15 protein-coding genes and 1 pseudogene are annotated in these 16,185 nt (G+C 67.4%); 9 read left to right on the top strand and 7 right to left on the bottom strand.

Annotated elements, in window-relative coordinates; all coding sequences use genetic code 11:
- The first annotated feature begins 16 nt into the window (after positions 1-16).
- Positions 17-349 (top strand): thioredoxin, encoded by a 333-nt coding sequence (gene trxA, locus ABDW31_RS04050; RefSeq protein ID WP_172267553.1) that lies wholly within the window; start codon positions 17-19, stop codon positions 347-349.
- 62 nt (positions 350-411) lie between these two features.
- On the opposite strand, the gene ABDW31_RS04055 is transcribed toward trxA, so the two are convergent.
- From ABDW31_RS04055 to ABDW31_RS04075, 5 genes are read right to left on the bottom strand one after another with little or no spacing between them, the layout of a single operon-like run.
- Positions 412-1,719, bottom strand: coding sequence for a folylpolyglutamate synthase/dihydrofolate synthase family protein (locus ABDW31_RS04055; protein WP_343698316.1), 1,308 nt, complete (start codon positions 1,717-1,719; stop codon positions 412-414).
- Positions 1,720-1,727: 8 nt separating this feature from the next.
- Positions 1,728-2,654 (bottom strand): acetyl-CoA carboxylase carboxyltransferase subunit beta, encoded by a 927-nt coding sequence (locus ABDW31_RS04060; RefSeq protein WP_343698317.1) that lies wholly within the window; start codon positions 2,652-2,654, stop codon positions 1,728-1,730.
- A gap of 12 nt (positions 2,655-2,666) precedes the next feature.
- A complete protein-coding gene (gene trpA, locus ABDW31_RS04065; protein WP_343698318.1) occupies positions 2,667-3,494 on the bottom strand; it encodes a tryptophan synthase subunit alpha in 828 nt (275 codons plus the stop codon).
- Positions 3,495-3,501: 7 nt separating this feature from the next.
- Complete coding sequence (trpB, locus tag ABDW31_RS04070; protein ID WP_184714775.1) at positions 3,502-4,722, bottom strand: tryptophan synthase subunit beta; 1,221 nt, start codon at positions 4,720-4,722, stop codon at positions 3,502-3,504.
- Between the two features lie 15 nt (positions 4,723-4,737).
- Positions 4,738-5,379 (bottom strand): phosphoribosylanthranilate isomerase, encoded by a 642-nt coding sequence (locus tag ABDW31_RS04075; protein WP_343698319.1) that lies wholly within the window; start codon positions 5,377-5,379, stop codon positions 4,738-4,740.
- 826 nt (positions 5,380-6,205) lie between these two features.
- Here ABDW31_RS04075 and pgm point away from each other — a divergent pair.
- Entirely contained in the window at positions 6,206-7,846 is a 1,641-nt protein-coding gene (pgm, locus tag ABDW31_RS04080) for a phosphoglucomutase (alpha-D-glucose-1,6-bisphosphate-dependent) (RefSeq protein WP_343698435.1), read from the top strand.
- 125 nt (positions 7,847-7,971) lie between these two features.
- On the top strand, positions 7,972-9,630 hold the full coding sequence (locus tag ABDW31_RS04085) for a lysine--tRNA ligase (RefSeq protein WP_343698320.1): 1,659 nt from the start codon (positions 7,972-7,974) through the stop codon (positions 9,628-9,630).
- Positions 9,631-9,646: 16 nt separating this feature from the next.
- On the opposite strand, the pseudogene ABDW31_RS04090 reads toward ABDW31_RS04085, so the two are convergent.
- Positions 9,647-9,730, bottom strand: a pseudogene (locus tag ABDW31_RS04090) (hypothetical protein); the annotation flags it as partial.
- Between the two features lie 177 nt (positions 9,731-9,907).
- Here ABDW31_RS04090 and ABDW31_RS04095 point away from each other — a divergent pair.
- On the top strand, positions 9,908-10,117 hold the full coding sequence (locus ABDW31_RS04095; protein ID WP_099581947.1) for a hypothetical protein: 210 nt from the start codon (positions 9,908-9,910) through the stop codon (positions 10,115-10,117).
- Between the two features lie 3 nt (positions 10,118-10,120).
- On the opposite strand, the gene ABDW31_RS04100 is transcribed toward ABDW31_RS04095, so the two are convergent.
- Positions 10,121-10,768, bottom strand: coding sequence for a helix-turn-helix transcriptional regulator (locus ABDW31_RS04100; protein ID WP_184714785.1), 648 nt, complete (start codon positions 10,766-10,768; stop codon positions 10,121-10,123).
- Between the two features lie 192 nt (positions 10,769-10,960).
- On the opposite strand from ABDW31_RS04100, the gene ABDW31_RS04105 reads away from it, so the two are divergent.
- The 5 genes from ABDW31_RS04105 (at position 10,961) to ABDW31_RS04125 (ending at position 16,183) form a co-directional block, all read left to right on the top strand.
- Positions 10,961-11,440, top strand: a complete 480-nt coding sequence (locus ABDW31_RS04105) for a MerR family DNA-binding transcriptional regulator (protein ID WP_172266557.1) — start codon at positions 10,961-10,963, stop codon at positions 11,438-11,440.
- A gap of 88 nt (positions 11,441-11,528) precedes the next feature.
- On the top strand, positions 11,529-13,322 hold the full coding sequence (locus ABDW31_RS04110; protein WP_343698321.1) for an acyl-CoA dehydrogenase C-terminal domain-containing protein: 1,794 nt from the start codon (positions 11,529-11,531) through the stop codon (positions 13,320-13,322).
- A 2-nt stretch (positions 13,323-13,324) separates the two neighbouring features.
- A complete protein-coding gene (locus tag ABDW31_RS04115; protein WP_343698322.1) occupies positions 13,325-14,500 on the top strand; it encodes an acyl-CoA dehydrogenase family protein in 1,176 nt (391 codons plus the stop codon).
- Positions 14,501-14,538: 38 nt separating this feature from the next.
- Positions 14,539-14,910, top strand: a complete 372-nt coding sequence (locus ABDW31_RS04120; RefSeq protein WP_343698436.1) for a hypothetical protein — start codon at positions 14,539-14,541, stop codon at positions 14,908-14,910.
- 67 nt (positions 14,911-14,977) lie between these two features.
- Entirely contained in the window at positions 14,978-16,183 is a 1,206-nt protein-coding gene (locus ABDW31_RS04125) for an acetyl-CoA C-acetyltransferase (RefSeq protein ID WP_184714791.1), read from the top strand.
- The last annotated feature ends 2 nt before the right edge of the window (positions 16,184-16,185 follow it).

Below are 16,185 nucleotides of genomic sequence, written 5' to 3' on the forward strand. Positions count from 1 at the left end.
CACACAGGAGCAGACCATGAGCACCGTCACGGTGACTGACGCCACCTTCGAAGCCGACGTCCTGCAAGCCAGCAAGCCCGTCCTGGTGGACTTCTGGGCCGAGTGGTGCGGACCCTGTAAGCAGATCGCCCCGGCCCTGGAGCAGATCTCCGAAGAGCTGGCCGACGTCGTCACCGTCGCCAAGGTCAATATCGAGGACAGCCCCACGACCCCGTCGCGCTATGGCGTGCGCGGCATCCCGACCATGATGCTGTTCCGCGATGGCCAGATGACCTCGATGAAGGTCGGCGCCATGCCCAAGCAGAAGATCCTGGAATGGCTGAACGAAGCCGGCGTCCAACCGGCCTAAGCCGCCTTCAAGGCTCAGATCGAAACGCCCGTCCCGGTCGGTCCGGGGCGGGCGTTTTGCTGTCAGGTCGGCCAGGTCTCTTCGCTCAGGGCCAGGATTTCCCCGGCCAGGTAGAGCGAGCCGCAGATCAGGACGTGCGGCACCGGGTCGATCGCCAGGGCCCGGTCCAGCGCGTCCTCGACGCTGTCGCAGGCCGCGGCGCGCAGGCCGGCCAGTTCGGCGGCGGCGGCGATCTCCGCGGCGCTGGCGGCGGCGTGGCCCTCGAAGGTGACGGTGAAGACCTTGGCCGCCACGCCCCGGAAGGCGCCGAAGAAGCCGCTGGCGTCCTTGTTGGCCAGCAGACCGGCGATCAGCACGACGGGCCGGCCGTCGCGAGCGGCGAGATCGGCGACGGCGCGGGCCACCGCCCGGCCGGCATGCGGATTGTGGCCGCCGTCCAGCCAGAGATCCGTGCCCCTAGCGCGCTCAGCCAGAGGACCTGCGGTCAGGCGCTGGAAGCGGGCGGGCCAGACGGCGCCGGCGATCCCTTGCCCCATGGCCGCCTCGCCGATCCGGTCATCGGCCAGGGTTAGCAGCGCCGCGACGGCCAGGCCGGCATTGGCGAACTGGTGCTCGCCCGGCAAGGACGGCGCGGGCAGGTCCAGCAGGCGGTCCTGCATCTGCACCAACAGTCGGCCGCGCTCGCCCCAGGCGTCGAAGTCGCGGCCCATCAGGGTCAGCGGAACGCCGGCCTTGTCGGCGGCGGCCTCGATCACGGCCTCGGCGTCTTCCTGCTGGCGGGCCGAGACCGTCGGCGCGCCGGGCTTGATGATCCCGGCCTTCTCGACCGCGATCTTGGCGAGCGTGTCGCCCAGGAACTCGCGGTGATCGATGTCGACCGGAGCAATGACGCTGACCTTGGGCGTCACGACGTTGGTGGCGTCGAGGATCCCGCCCAGGCCGACCTCGACGATGCAGAGGTCGGCCGGAACCTCGGCGAAGGCGACGAAGGCCGCGGCCGTGGTGATCTCGAAGAAGGTGATCGGCAGGCCGGCATTGGCCTGTTCGACGCGGTCCAGCACGCCGGCCAAGTCCTCGTCGGTGATCAGGGTTCCGGCCAGGCGGATGCGCTCGGCGAAGCGGACCAGGTGCGGCGAGGTGAAGACGTGGACCTTCAGGCCCGCCGCCTCGGCCATGGCCCGCAGGTAGGCGACCGTCGAGCCCTTGCCGTTGGTGCCGGCCACGTGGATCACCGGCGGCAGGCGGTCTTGCGGATCGCCCAGGGCGGCGCACACCCGCCGCATCCGGTCCAGCGACAGGTCGATCAGCTTGGGATGCAGCGCCTGCAGCCGCGCCAGGGCGGCGTCATGGGCGCGGAGATGGTCGCTCAAGACGGCCCTCAGGCCGCCTTGCGGTTGCGGCCCATCATCAGGGTGCCCAGCAGCGAGCCCAGGACCTGGGGGAGGTCCTTGCGGTGGGTGACGCGGTCGACCATGCCCTTTTCGACGAGGTATTCCGAACGTTGGAAGCCCGGTGGCAGGGTCTCGCGGATGGTCTGCTCGATGACGCGCGGACCGGCGAAGCCGATCAGGGCGCCCGGCTCCGCCAGATGGATGTCGCCCAGCATGGCGTAGGAGGCGGTGACGCCACCGGTGGTCGGGTCGGTGAGGACCACGACGTAGGGCAGGGCCGCGTCCTTCAGCTCGTTAATGGCCAGGGTCGTGCGGGCCATCTGCATCAGAGACAGCGCGCCTTCCTGCATGCGGGCGCCGCCGGCGGCCGTGTAGGCGATCAGCGGAACTTCACGCTCCAGCGCAGCCTTGGCGGCGGCGATGAAGCCTTCGCCGGCAGCCATGCCCAGCGAACCGCCCATGAAGGCGAAGTCCTGAACCAGCACCACGGCGTCGACGCCGCCGACCTTGCCATAACCGATGGCCATAGCGTCCGGCTCGCCGGTCGCCTTGCGGGCCGCGGCCAGGCGGTCCTTGTAGGGCTTGCCGTCCGAGAACTTCAGCGGGTCCTCGACCACCGACGGAGTCGGCAGGGCCTCGAACTGGCCTTCGTCGAAGGTGGCCTTGAAGCGGGCTTCCGGGCCGATCCGCATGTGACGACCGGACGGCGTGACCCACAGGGCCGCCTCCAGGTCGGAGCGGAAGATCATCTCGCCCGTATCGGGGCATTTGACCCAGAGGTTCTCGGGCGTCTCGCGTTTGGCGAACGCGCCGCGCACACCGGGCGCGATGCGCGACAGCCAGCCGCCGCCACGACGGTCGCCGCTCTTGGATTTGTCGCCCTTTTTCGGGTCCTGGGGTTCAGCCATAGCCATAGCCTTAGAGCCTCACTTCGTCCCGACTCGCGCCGAACGCACAGCCTTAGCCAGCTCCGACGCCTTGAGAAGAACCTTCTCAGTCACGTTTTCGTTCAACTTGGTCGCCGCCTCGATCTCGTCGATCAGGGCCGAGCCCACGACAGCGGCGTCCGACACGCGCGCCACCGCAGCGGCGCGTTCGGCGGTGCGGATACCGAAACCGACGGCCACGGGCAAGCCCGAGGCCTTGCGGATGCGCTCCACGGCGGGCGCCACGGCGTCCGCATCGGCTTCCTTCACGCCAGTCACGCCGGCGACCGAGACGTAATAGACGAAGCCCGAGGTGCGGCGGATCACGGCCGGCAGGCGCGCGTCATCGGTGGTCGGCGAGGCCAGGCGGATCAGCGACAGGCCTTCGGCTTCCAGGGCGTCCGACAGCGGATCGGCCTCTTCCGGCGGGCAGTCCACCACGATCAGGCCATCGACGCCGGCGTCGTTGGCTTGCTTGGCGAAGGTCTCGAAACCGCGGTTCACCAGCGGGTTCAGATAGCCCATCAGGATGATCGGCGTGTCTTGGTCGCCTTCGCGGAAGGCGCGGACGATGTCCAGCGTGCCGTTCAGCGTCATCTTCTGGACCAGGGCGCGCTGGCTGGCGCGCTGGATGGTCGGGCCCTCGGCCACCGGGTCCGAGAACGGAAAGCCCAGCTCGATGATGTCGGCGCCAGCGGCCGGCAGGCCCTTGACGATCTCCAGCGCGGTCGCCGCGTCCGGGTCCCCGGCCATGACATAGGCCACGAAAGCGGCGCGGCCCTCGGCCTTCAGCGCCGCGAAGCGACGGTCGATACGGTCCTTGGTCATGGGATCCCTAGATCGAACGCCCGAGGGCGTCGGCCACGGTGAAGATGTCCTTGTCGCCCCGGCCCGACAGGCACAGCACGATCACGCCGCCCTCGCCGATCTCCTTGGCCAGCTGAGGCAGCTTGGCCAGGGCGTGGGCGCTTTCCAGGGCGGGAATGATGCCCTCGAGCTCGGCGCACAGCTGGAAGGCCTTCAGGGCCTCGTCGTCGGTGCAGGTCAGGTACTGGGCCCGGCCGATGTCGTGCAGGAACGAGTGCTCCGGACCGATGCCCGGATAGTCTAGGCCGGCCGAGATCGAGTGTGCGTCCAGGATCTGGCCGTCGTCGTCCTGCAGCAGATAGGTCTTGTTGCCGTGCAGCACGCCCGGGCGGCCGCCGGTCAGCGAGGCAGCGTGCTTGTCGGTGTCCAGACCGTGGCCCGAGGCCTCGACGCCGTAGATCTTGACGTTCTCGTCGCCCAGGAACGGGTGGAACATGCCGATGGCGTTCGAACCGCCGCCGACGCAGGCGACCACCGCATCGGGGAGACGGCCTTCGATTTCCTGGATCTGTTCGCGGGTCTCCGACCCGATCACCGCCTGGAAATCACGGACCATGGCCGGATAGGGGTGCGGGCCGGCGGCGGTGCCGATCATGTAATAGGTGTCGTCGACATTGGTGACCCAGTCGCGCATCGCCTCGTTCATGGCGTCCTTGAGGGTCGCAGCCCCCGAGGTCACCGGACGCACTTCGGCGCCCAGCAGGTTCATGCGGAAGACATTGGGCTTCTGGCGGGCGACGTCGACGGCGCCCATGAACACCACGCAGGGCAGGCCGAAGCGAGCGGTGACGGTGGCCGAGGCCACGCCGTGCTGGCCGGCGCCGGTCTCGGCGATGATCCGGGTCTTGCCCATGCGCTGGGCCAGCAGGATCTGGCCCATGCAGTTGTTGATCTTGTGCGCGCCGGTGTGGTTCAGCTCTTCGCGCTTGAAATAGATCTTCGCGCCGCCGAGGTGCTTGGACAGGCGTTCGGCGAAATAGAGCGGCGACGGGCGACCGACATAGTGGGTCAGATAGCCCTTCAGCTCCTTCTGGAACTCCGGATCGTTCTTGGCCTCGGTGTAGGCCTTGTCCAGCTCCAGCACGAGCGGCATCAGGGTCTCGGCCACATAGAGGCCGCCGTAGTCGCCGAAGCGGCCCTTGGCGTCGGGCTGGGCCGACCAATCATTGGGCTTGGAGGGGACGTTCACGAGCTCATCCAAAGGCTAGGCGCGTTTGACGGCGTCGAGAAACGCCGAGATCAGAGCGGGGTCCTTTAGGCCCGGACCGCGCTCCACGCCAGAAGAAACGTCCACAATGGGGGTTCCGGAGACCTTCACGGCCTCGCCCACGTTCCACGGATCCAGCCCGCCGGCCAAGAAATGCGGGCGAGAAAATCGCCGGCCGGCCAGCAGTCCCCAGTCGAACCTTGCGCCGGTGCCGCCAGGCAGGGCGGATCCTTCCACCGGCTTGGCGTCGAACATCAGGTGCTCGGCAACTGTATCGAAGGCGCCCGCCTGGTCGACGTCGGCGCTGGTGGACACCGAGAAGGCCTTGATCACCCCTACGCCGGCGCGGACGGCGATCTCGCGGACCCGCGAGGGCGTCTCCTTGCCATGGACCTGGATCAGGTCAGGACGCATCGTGGCCATCAGGCGGTCGATCAGGGCGTCGTCGGGATCGACCGTGACGGCCACGGTCTTGATCCCGCGGTTGCGAACCGGCTCGATGAGGCGCGCGGCGACCTCGGGCGCGACGTTGCGCGGGCTCTTCTCGAAGAACACGAATCCCAGGAACGCCGCCCCGCCATCGAAGGCGGCCTTGACGGTTTCGGAGGTGGAAAGGCCGCAGATCTTTGCCGTGGTCATGGATGGGGAGTTACGGGCGGGGAAGTTGGGATGCAAGGGCAGGGAATCTGGAGGGGAGAACAGATCCTCCCCCGCGCTGCGGGGGAGGTGGCCCGGAGGGCCGGAGGGGGCGAGCTGGATGCAGGCCGCATTAGCCCCCTCAGTCACTTCGTGACAGCTCCCCCGCATCGCGGGGGAGCATCTGACTGGACACAGGTCCGCCGCTTCACGCGACCGCTCGCTGAAGTCACAGAAAGGGAAGCGGAGCGCCCGGACAGCGTCCGGAGTGTGAGTAGTGAAGTACCGTTTCGACGAAGCCCAAGCGCTCCGCGCAGCCGTTATCCGGTGAGCCCTCGACGCGCGGGGTCTTAACCCGCTTCCGAAGGAGGCCCCCGACGGGCGGGCCGGGGCGACGACCCCGGTCCCGGAACGCGCAGATGATTTCACCCTGCGCCTGCTGCTCTCATTGGCCCGACATCCCACATCGTTTCTGTGTTCCAGGGCCGACCGCCGCCAGAGGGATGCAGTTGCGGAGTTTCCCCCCGCACCAACGAGCGCTACCCGCTCGACCACCCCTGACAGCCGCCACGATCGCCGGCCGGACGTCCCTTTCAAGCCGTCAGGTGGATTAAGTATGGGGCCGTGCTGAACGCCGAGGATGGAATGGCGCGAGAAATCGACAAACGCTTGATTTCTATGCCTTCGAGATCGCCAACGCCGGGGATTGAGCCATGCCAATGCCCGTAAATTCTTCCCTGCGAAACCCTCGCAAGAGATTCCCTTCATCACACGCAGCCTCTACAGAGACGACGCTTCGCCTTGTGGCGACGAAACATGACGGGTGATCTTGATGCACGATCGGGCTGGACTTCGCGCACTACCGGAAGACCTGATCGACCTGGACGCCTTGCTGCGCGCCTATTTCGAGATCAAGCCGGACGTCTCCGATCCCGGCCAGAAGGTGGTGTTCGGCACCTCGGGTCACCGGGGCTCCAGCCTGGACGGCGGCTATAACGAGAACCACATCCTGGCCATCACCCAGGCCGTCGTCGAGCATCGCGCCGCCCAAGGCGTGACCGGCCCGATCTTCGTCGGTCGCGACACCCACGGCCTGTCCGAGCCGTCGTGGCGCACGGTGCTGGAAGTGCTGGCCGGCAACGGCGTCACCGCCCTGATCGACACGCAAGGCGGCTACACCCCGACCCCGGCCGTGTCGCACGCGATCCTGACCTATAACCGCGAGAACACCGCGCAAGCCGATGGTTTGCTGCTGACCCCCTCGCACAACCCACCGCGCGACGGCGGCATCAAGTACAATCCCCCCAGCGGCGGTCCGGCCGACAGCAGCGCGACCTCGGCCATCGCCGCCCGCGCCAATGAGCTGCTGGCCCAGAACCTCTCGGGCGTGAAGCGCGTGAGCTTCGACGAGGCCGTGAAGGCCGCCGGCCGCTACGACTTCCTGGGTCGCTATGTCGACGACCTGCCCAGCGTCATCGACATAGAGACCATCCGCGCCGCCGGCGTGCGCATCGGCGCCGATCCCCTGGGCGGCGCGGCCGTCGCCTACTGGGGCGCGGTGGCCGAGCGCCACAAGCTGAACCTGACCGTGGTCAACGAGGCGGTCGATCCGTGCTGGGCGTTCATGCCGCTCGACACCGACGGCAAGATCCGCATGGACTGCTCGTCGCCCAAGGCCATGGCCAACCTGATCGAGATCATGCAGGGCGGGGCGGCTTATGACGTGGCCACCGGCAATGACGCCGACGCCGACCGCCACGGCATCGTCACCCCCGACGGCGGGCTGATGAACCCCAACCACTACCTCGCGGCGGCCATCTCCTACCTGTTCTCGAACCGTCCCGGCTGGGGCGCGGACGTCGCCGTGGGCAAGACCCTGGTCTCGTCGTCGATGATCGACCGCGTCGTGTCGGGCCTGGGCCGCCGCCTGCTCGAAGTGCCGGTCGGCTTCAAATATTTCGTGCCCGGTCTGCTGGACGGCTCGGTCGGCTTCGGCGGCGAGGAATCGGCCGGCGCGGCCTTCCTGCGCCACGACGGCAGCGTGTGGACCACCGACAAGGACGGCCTGCAGCTGGCTCTGCTGGCGGCCGAGATCCAGGCCAAGACCGGCCAGAGCGCCAGCCAGCTCTATGCCGGCCTGACCGAGCAGTACGGCGCCCCGGCCTATGCCCGCGTCGACGCCCCGGCCTCGCGGGAAGAGAAGGCCCGCCTGGCCAAGCTCAGCCCCAGCGACGTCGCCGCCAAGACCCTGGCCGGCGAGCCGATCAGCGATATCCTCACCAACGCCCCCGGCAATGGCGAGGCGATCGGCGGCCTGAAGGTCTGCACGGAAAACGCCTGGTTCGCCGCCCGGCCCTCGGGCACCGAGGACGTCTACAAGATCTACGCGGAGTCGTTCCTGGGTCCGGATCACCTGAAGCAAGTCCAGGCCGAGGCCCGCGAGGTCGTGGCGGGCGCGTTGAAGGGCTGATCCCCTAACCTGTCATCCCGGCGAAAGCCGGGACCGCCGGAAACGCCGAGCTTGCCGCGGTCCCGGATAGCCTCTGCGAGGCTTCCGGGATGACAGTTGGAGAGGCAAGGTCTATACGCGCGGCCATGTTTGAAGGCCTTTCCCCCCTCGCCCGCGAAGCCCGCTCCTGGCCGTTCGAGCAGGCGCGCGCCACCATCGCCCGCGTCCTGCGCGTGCGCCTCCCCGACCGCGCCGATCAGGAGGCCGCGAAAGCCCTGATCGACGCCGGCAAGGCGGACGAGGCGGTGAAAGCCTATCCGGCCCTCTCCAAGGCCGTGATCTTCGAGACCGGCTACGGTCCGTCGGGCCTGCCGCACCTGGGCACGTTCGGCGAAGTGGCGCGCACGACCATGGTGCGCCAGGCCTTCCGCGCGCTGGTCGACGACCACATCCCGACCCGCCTGATCGCCTTCAGCGACGATATGGACGGCCTGCGCAAGGTTCCCGACAACATCGAGAACAAGCAGCCGCTGATCGAGGACTTGGGCAAGCCGCTGACGGTCGTCCGCGACCCGTTCGACACCCACGACAGTTTCGGCGCCCACAACAACGCCCGCCTGCGCGCGTTCCTGGACGGCTTCGGTTTCGAATACGAGTTCGTCAGCTCGACCGACTGCTACAAGGGCGGCCTGTTCGACGCGACCCTGCTGACCGCCCTTGAGCGCTTCGACGCCATCCAGAAGGTCATGCTGCCGACGCTGGGCGAGGAGCGCCGCGCGACCTATTCGCCGTTCCTGCCCATCAGCCCCACCACCGGCAAGGTGCTGCAGGTCCCGACCCTGGAGCGCAATGTCGAGAAGGGCACGATCGTCTTCGAGGACGAGGATGGCTCGAAGGTCGAGGTCCCGGTCACCGGCGGCCACGTGAAGATGCAGTGGAAGCCTGACTGGGCCATGCGCTGGACCGCCCTGGGCGTCGACTACGAGATGTCGGGCAAGGACCTGATCGACTCGGTCAAGGCCTCGGGCGCGATCTGCAAGGCCCTGGGCGGCGTGCCCCCGGAAGGCTTCAACTACGAGCTCTTCCTGGACGAGAACAACCAGAAGATCTCCAAGTCCAAGGGCAACGGCCTGTCGATGGAGGACTGGCTGCGCTACGGCGCGCCCGAAAGCCTGTCGTACTACATGTTCCAGAGCCCCAAGTCGGCCAAGAAGCTGTATTTCGACGTCATCCCCAAGGCGACCGACGAATATCTGCAGCAGCTGGACGCCTATCAGCGCCAGGAGCCGGCCAAGCAGCTGGACAACCCGGTGTGGCACATCCACGCGAGCCGTCCGCCGCAATATGGCTCGCCGGTGTCGTTCAGCCTGATGCTGAACCTGGTGTCGGCCGCCGACGCCTCGACCAAGGAGATCCTCTGGGGCTTCCTGTCGCGCTACATCCCGGGCGCCAGCGCCGAGACCCAGCCGCTGCTGGACCGCCTGGCCGGCTACGCGATCAACTACTACGAGGACTTCGTCAAACCGACGAAGTCCTTCCGCGCCCCGACCGATCAGGAGCGCGCGGCGATCCTGGACCTGCTGGCCAAGCTGAAGGCTATGCCGGCCGGAACGCAGGACGCCGAGCTGATCCAGAACGAGGTGTTCGAAGTGGGCAAGACCCACAGCTTCGACCCGCTGCGCGCCTGGTTCCAGGCCCTGTACGAGGTCCTGCTGGGCCAGAGCCAGGGCCCGCGCTTCGGCTCGTTCGCGGCGATCTTCGGGATCGACCGGACCATCGCCCTGATCGAAGAGAAGTTGGGCTAACCACCGCCCCTGCCCCGTCATCCCGCGCCTTGTGCGCGGGACCCATCCGTCCGCCGCAGGTGCGGAGCGGAAGAACGCTCTCACGTGTAAGCTGAACCATGGGTCCCGCGCACAAGGCGCGGGATGACGACGGGTGGCTGGGCAAAGCTTTCGCGCGCTGCGACACCATGCCTCGCAAAATGAACGAAGTCTGAATTCGTGGTTAAGGGTTTGTCCGCCCTTCGGAGTCTAGGCTTACGACCATCAGAACCAAGATTTAAACCTCAAGGTTATTCTCATGGCTTCGTTCACTCTGCGTCCCACCGACCGTCAGGAATTCGATTCCCTGCTCGGCGGCATCGTCCAGCAGTTCCCCGACGCGCACGTCGAGGCGGCTCACAACGACACCTGGGCGTCCTATCGCCTGGACGTCTCGTGCGAGGATCCCTCGGCCGGCCCGCTGATCGCCTGGCTGCTGGACAGCCACGCCAGCTGCCCGCGCACCTGACCCCTACTGGCTGACCCAGACGATCCGGCCGACCCAGGCGACGTCGTCGCGGGCGAGCAGGCGCTCCTCGCCACGACCGCCTAATGGCGTCAGCTCGATCGTCCGGGCCGTGACCCGTCCCAGTTCGCGCACCAGGATCTCGCCGGCGCTCGTCTTGGCCACCACGCGGTCGCCCTTGCGCGGCTCCACGGTGGGCGAGACCAGCAGGCGGTCGCCGTCGCGATAGACCGGCGCCAGCGCGTCGCCCGTGACTTCGAGCGCGAACAGCCCCTCGCCCAGATCCGGCGCAGCAATCTCGTCCCAACCTTCCCCGGCCGGCGCGCCCGCCTCGTCGAACAGCCCCTCGCGCCCCGCCTCAGCCAGACCGATCAGCGGCGCGGCCTTTCTCGCGCTCGCCGGCGCGAACGTCGCCTGCTCCGTCAGGGCGGCGAACTCTGAGAAATTCACCCCTGTCGCTTCGAGCAGCTTGGCCAGACTCTCGGTCGAGGGCCAACGCGCGCGGCCGTCGGTCTCGGCGGAGCCGCGCTTGGAACGGTTGAAGCTGGTGGGATCCAGGCCCGCCATCCGGGCCATGGCCGACGGCGTCATGTCGAAGCGCTCGGCGAGAGCGTCGATCGCGCGCCAGATTTCGCCGTGAGAGAGGGTCGCCATGAGGCTCTCCTTGGAACGGCCTTCCCCGTGAAGCTACGCCCTAAGGTCTAGGAAAGTAAACCTATCAACCGCGCTAAAGTTGACGTTTACGTAAGCGTTGACGCTCGCTCCAGATCGGGTTTAGGGTGATCGCCGATAACAAAGCGGCCCGGCCGCGGTAGCCAGGCCCTCTTCATTGGGAGGTTTCCAACCATGGCCGACCTGCGTCGCCCCGAGCGGACCTTTACGATCCGCCAGCTCTGCAACGAATTCAAAGCCACGCCGCGCGCCCTTCGCTTCTACGAGGACAAGGGCCTGCTCAATCCGGCCCGCGAAGGTCTGAACCGGGTCTATTCGCACAAGGACCGCGTCCGCCTGCAGCTGATCCTGCGCGGCAAGCGCGTGGGCCTGTCGCTGACCGAGATCCGCGAACTGCTGGACCTCTACGACGAGAACGACGAGGGCGCGGCGCAGATGGCCCGCTCGCTGAAGAAGTTCCGCGAACGCGCCAACGCCCTGGAGCAACAGCGCGACGACATCGACAACGCCCTGATCGAGCTGCGCGAGGCGTGCAATCGCCTGGAGCGTCGCCTGACCGAAATTCGCCCCGACCTGCTGCCACGCGCGGCCGACTACGAGCAGGTGCTGCGCGCCCGCCTGGACGGTCACAGCGAAGCGATGCTGGGCAAGTAAGACACACTTTGTCAGCGCCGGTTTCCGTCCAGACGGAAGCCGGTCGCCCCTCTAGCCGTTTCCTCCCCCGACCGATCCAGGACTGCCCATGACCTATCAGCCGCCCGTTCGCGATCACGCCTTCATCCTGCGCGACGTGCTCAACATCGATCAGCATGGCGCCCTGCCCGGCTTCTCGGACGCGCCGTTCGAGACCGTCGAGCAGATCCTGGAGGCCGCGGCCCAGTTCACCGGCGAGGTCCTGGCCCCGCTGAACACGGTCGGCGACAAGAACGGCTGCAAGCTGGACCCGGCGACCAACGTCGTCACCACGCCCCCCGGCTTCAAGGATGCCTACAAGCAGCTGTGCGAAGGCGGCTGGACCGGCCTGGGTTCGGACCCGGCCTATGGCGGCCAGGGCCTGCCGCACGTCGTCAACCTGGCCTTCAGCGAGATGTCGAGCTCGGCCAACATGGCGTTCTCGATGTATCCGGGCCTGGCGCACGGCGCCTATTCGGCCATTCACACCGGCGGCACGGACGAGCAGAAGCAGACCTACCTGCCCAAGATGGTCACCGGCGAGTGGACCGGCACCATGAACCTGACCGAGCCGCATTGCGGCACGGACCTGGGCTTGCTGCGCACCAAAGCGGTCCCGCAGGCCGACGGCAGCTACAAGATCACCGGCCAGAAGATCTGGATCAGCGCCGGCGAGCACGACATGTCGGACAACATCATCCACCTGGTGCTGGCCCGCATCGAGGGCGCCCCGGCCGGCGTGAAGGGTATCTCGCTCTTCATCGTGCCGAAGTTCTTCCCCAAGGACGACGGCTCGGTCGGCGACCGTAACCAGGGCGTCAAGTGCGTGGGCCTGGAAGAGAAGATGGGCATCCACGGCAACGCCACCTGCGTCATGCAGTACGACGACGCCGAGGGCTATCTGATCGGCGAGGAAAACGCCGGCCTGAAGATCATGTTCGTCATGATGAACGAGGCCCGCCTGGGCGTCGGCATGCAGGGCGTGGCCCAGGGCGAGGCCGCCTATCAGGCCGCCGTCGCCTTCGCCAAGGACCGCCTGCAGGGCCGCTCGCTGACGGGCCCGAAGAACGCCGAAGGCCCGGCCGATCCGATCATCGTCCACCCCGACGTTCGCCGCATGCTGCTGGAGAGCAAGGCCCTGATCGAGGGCGGCCGCGCCTTCCTGTTCTGGACCGCCCTGCACGGCGACCTGTCGCACGTCCACCCGGACGCGGCGGTGCGCGAGAAGTCGGCCGACTACATGGGCCTGATGACGCCGGTGCTGAAAGGCTACCTGACCGACAAGGGCTTCGAGGTCTGCTCCAACGCGGTGCAGGTCCACGGCGGCAGCGGATTCACCGAGCACTTCCCGGTCAGCCAGTTCATGCGCGACTGCCGCATCGCCCTGATCTACGAAGGCACCAACGGCGTGCAGGCCCTGGATCTGGTCGGCCGCAAGCTGGCGGCCAAGGGCGGCCGCGCGGTCATGACCTTCTTCCAGGAAGTCGACCAGTTCATCGGCGAGAACGACGCCGACGCCGAGCTGAAGCCGTTCATCGACGCCCTGTCGGGCGTGAAGGCCCAGCTGCAGGACGGCACCATGTGGCTGATGCAGAACGGCCTGCAGAACCCCGACAACGCCGGCGCGGCCTCGACCGACTACATGCACCTCTTCGGCCTGACGGGCCTGGCCTACATGTGGGCGCTGATGGCCAAGGCGGCCAACGCCAAGATCGCCGCCGGCTCGTCGGACCCGTTCTTCACGACCAAGCTGACCACCGGTCGCTATTTCATCGAACGCATCTTGCCTGACGCGGCGGCACACCTCGCCAAGTTGAAGACGGGTTCGGCGACCCTGATGGCGCTGCCCGCGGAGGCTTTCTGATCATGAGCGTGCTCAACGTCGAAAAACCGGCTTTCATGGCCGAGGAAGACATCGCGATCTTTGCGGACGCGGTGGGCAAGTTCTTCGATGAGCACGCGCCTGAAGCCAAGGTCGCGACCTGGCGCAAGAACCACTGCGTCGATCGCGACATGTGGACCAAGGCGGGAGAGGCCGGACTGCTCGGCCTTTCCACGCCCGAGGAATACGGTGGGGCCGGCGGCGACTATCGTCACGAGGTCGTGCTCATGGAGCAGCTGGGGCTTAAGGGCGTCGACGGCTTCGGCGCCAGCCTGCACAACGCCATCATCATGCCGTACATCTTCCACTACGGCACCGAAGAGCAGAAGCAGCGCTGGCTGCCGCGCCTGGCCACCGGCGAGCTGGTCGGCGCCATCGCCATGACCGAGCCGGGCGCCGGTTCAGACCTGCAAGGCATCAAGACCACCGCCAAGAAGGCCGGCAACCAGTACGTCATCAACGGCTCCAAGACCTTCATCACCAATGGCCAGACGGCCAATCTGATCATCGTCGTGGCCAAGACCGATCCAACCGCCGGGGCGCGCGGGACGTCCCTGCTGATCGTCGAGACCGACGGCGTAGAGAGCAAGGAGGGGGGTTTCGAGCGCGGCCGCAACCTCGACAAGCTGGGCCAGGAAGCCCAGGACACGTCCGAGCTGTTCTTCAACGACGTGAAGATCCCGACCGAGAACCTGCTGGGGACCGACGAGGGCCAGGGCTTCTTCCAGCTGATGGGCCAGTTGCCGCAGGAGCGGCTGAACATCGCCGTGCAGGGCATGGCGACCATCGAACGCGCGCTGGAACTGACCATCGCCTACGTCAAGGACCGCAAGGCGTTCGGCAAGGCGGTCATCGATTTCCAGAACACCCAGTTCGTCCTGGCCGAGTGCAAGACCGAGGCGACGGTCGCCCGGGTCTTCGTCAACCACTGCATCGGCCAGCACCTGGATGGCAAGCTGGACGCCGCCACCGCCTCGATGGCCAAGTACTGGGTCACCGATCTCGAGGGCAAGATCGTCGATCGCTGCCTGCAGCTGTTCGGCGGCTACGGCTTCATGAACGAGTACCCGATCGCGCGCATGTACAAGGACAGCCGCATCCAGCGCATCTACGGCGGCACCAACGAGATCATGAAAATCCTGATCGCGAGGACGCTGTGATCACTTCCGCCGTCACGAGCCTGACCCTGGTCGCCCTGCTGGCCGGCCTGCAGAGCGGCCCCAAGCCTCCGCCCCCGCCGGCCGCCGCGGACAATGACCGCTCGGCCGTCGTCTGCGTGCGCGCCGTGCCGGGCCCGCGCCCCCTGACCTTCTCGGGCGAACTGGTCGGCAAGCGGCCCCAGCCGGGCGCCTTCAAGCTGCCGCTGAAGCCCAAGGCCGACGTGTGCCACACCCTGCTGCGCTCCAAGATCGCCGAGTGGCGCCTGGAGGTCACGACCTCGGGCTTCACCGCCTGCACGCTGCCGGCACCGGCGTTCGGCAAGCGCGTCTACTACAGCGCCCAGGCTTCGGCCCGCGGCCTGATCTGCAAGCCGATCGGGACCTATCCGATCGGCAATTGGAGACCCTAGCGACAGGCCACTCCGGCCGCCCGCTAGACAAACATAAGACCATCGCTTCGCAGGAAGGAGCCAGTCCATGGCTGACGCTTACATCTTCGACGCCGTGCGCACGCCGCGCGGCAAGGGCAAGAAGGACGGCTCGCTGCACGAGACCACCGCCCTGTCCCTGGCCACCCAGGTCCTGGAAGCCCTGCGCGACCGCAACGGCCTGGACACCAGCAAGGTCGACGACGTCGTCCTGGGCTGCGTCTCGCCCGTCGGCGAGCAAGGCAGCGACATCGCCCGCACCGCCGTCTTGACCGCCGACTACGCCGAGAGCGTCGCCGGCGTGCAGATCAACCGCTTCTGCGCCTCGGGCCTGGAAGCCGTGAACATGGCCGCGGCCAAGGTCGCTTCGGGCGAAGCGGGCCTGGCCATCGGCGGCGGCGTCGAGAGCATGAGCCGCGTGCCCATGGGCAGCGACGGCGGCGCCTGGCCGACCGACCCGTCCTCGGCCTTCAAGACCTATTTCGCCCCGCAGGGCGTCTCGGCCGATCTGATCGCCACCCTGTACGGCTTCAGCCGCGACGACGTCGACGCCTACGCCGTCGAGAGCCAGAAGCGCGCCGCGGCCGCCTGGGCCGACAACCGCTTTTCCAAGTCGGTCGTGCCGGTGAAGGACCAGCTGGGCCTGACCCTGCTGGCCCATGACGAGACCGTGCGCGGCGCCACCACCATGCAGACCCTGGCCGCCCTGAACCCGTCGTTCACGGGCATGGGCGAGATGGCTTTCGATGCGGTGGTCACCCAGCGCTATCCGCAGGTGGAGAAGGTCAACCACGTCCACCACGCCGGCAACAGCTCGGGCATCGTCGACGGCGCCGCCGGCGTCCTGATCGGCACCAAGGAAATGGGCGAGGCCCTGGGTCTCAAGGCCCGCGCCCGCATCAAGGGCGCGGCCTCGATCGGCTCGGAACCCTCGATCATGCTGACCGGCCCCTCGCTGGTCTCCGAGAAGCTGCTGAAGAAGCTGGGCATGGAGGTCGGCGACATTGACCTCTACGAGCTGAACGAAGCCTTCGCCTCGGTCGTGCTGCGCATGATGCAGGCCCTGGATATCCCGCACGAGAAGATGAACGTGAACGGCGGCGCCATCGCCATGGGCCACCCGCTGGGCGCCACCGGCGCCATGATCCTGGGCACCGTCCTGGACGAGCTGGAACGCTCGGACAAGGAAACCGCCCTGATCACCCTGTGCGTCGGCGCCGGCATGGGCACCGCCACCGTCATCGAACGCGTCTAAGA

Source organism: Caulobacter sp. (genome assembly GCF_039596335.1).
GTDB lineage: Bacteria > Pseudomonadota > Alphaproteobacteria > Caulobacterales > Caulobacteraceae > Caulobacter.

Bases quoted from the DNA above. Each gene is read 5' to 3' on its own strand.
- ABDW31_RS04110 (WP_343698321.1), top strand. From the start codon at position 11,529: ATGACCTATCAGCCGCCCGTTCGCGATCACGCCTTCATCCTGCGCGAC.
- trxA (WP_172267553.1), top strand. From the start codon at position 17: ATGAGCACCGTCACGGTGACTGACGCCACCTTCGAAGCCGACGTCCTG.
- ABDW31_RS04085 (WP_343698320.1), top strand. From the start codon at position 7,972: ATGTTTGAAGGCCTTTCCCCCCTCGCCCGCGAAGCCCGCTCCTGGCCG.
- trpA (WP_343698318.1), bottom strand. From the start codon at position 3,494: ATGACCAAGGACCGTATCGACCGTCGCTTCGCGGCGCTGAAGGCCGAG.
- ABDW31_RS04105 (WP_172266557.1), top strand. From the start codon at position 10,961: ATGGCCGACCTGCGTCGCCCCGAGCGGACCTTTACGATCCGCCAGCTC.
- ABDW31_RS04100 (WP_184714785.1), bottom strand. From the start codon at position 10,768: ATGGCGACCCTCTCTCACGGCGAAATCTGGCGCGCGATCGACGCTCTC.
- ABDW31_RS04060 (WP_343698317.1), bottom strand. From the start codon at position 2,654: ATGGCTATGGCTGAACCCCAGGACCCGAAAAAGGGCGACAAATCCAAG.
- ABDW31_RS04115 (WP_343698322.1), top strand. From the start codon at position 13,325: ATGAGCGTGCTCAACGTCGAAAAACCGGCTTTCATGGCCGAGGAAGAC.
- ABDW31_RS04125 (WP_184714791.1), top strand. From the start codon at position 14,978: ATGGCTGACGCTTACATCTTCGACGCCGTGCGCACGCCGCGCGGCAAG.
- ABDW31_RS04095 (WP_099581947.1), top strand. From the start codon at position 9,908: ATGGCTTCGTTCACTCTGCGTCCCACCGACCGTCAGGAATTCGATTCC.
- ABDW31_RS04075 (WP_343698319.1), bottom strand. From the start codon at position 5,379: ATGACCACGGCAAAGATCTGCGGCCTTTCCACCTCCGAAACCGTCAAG.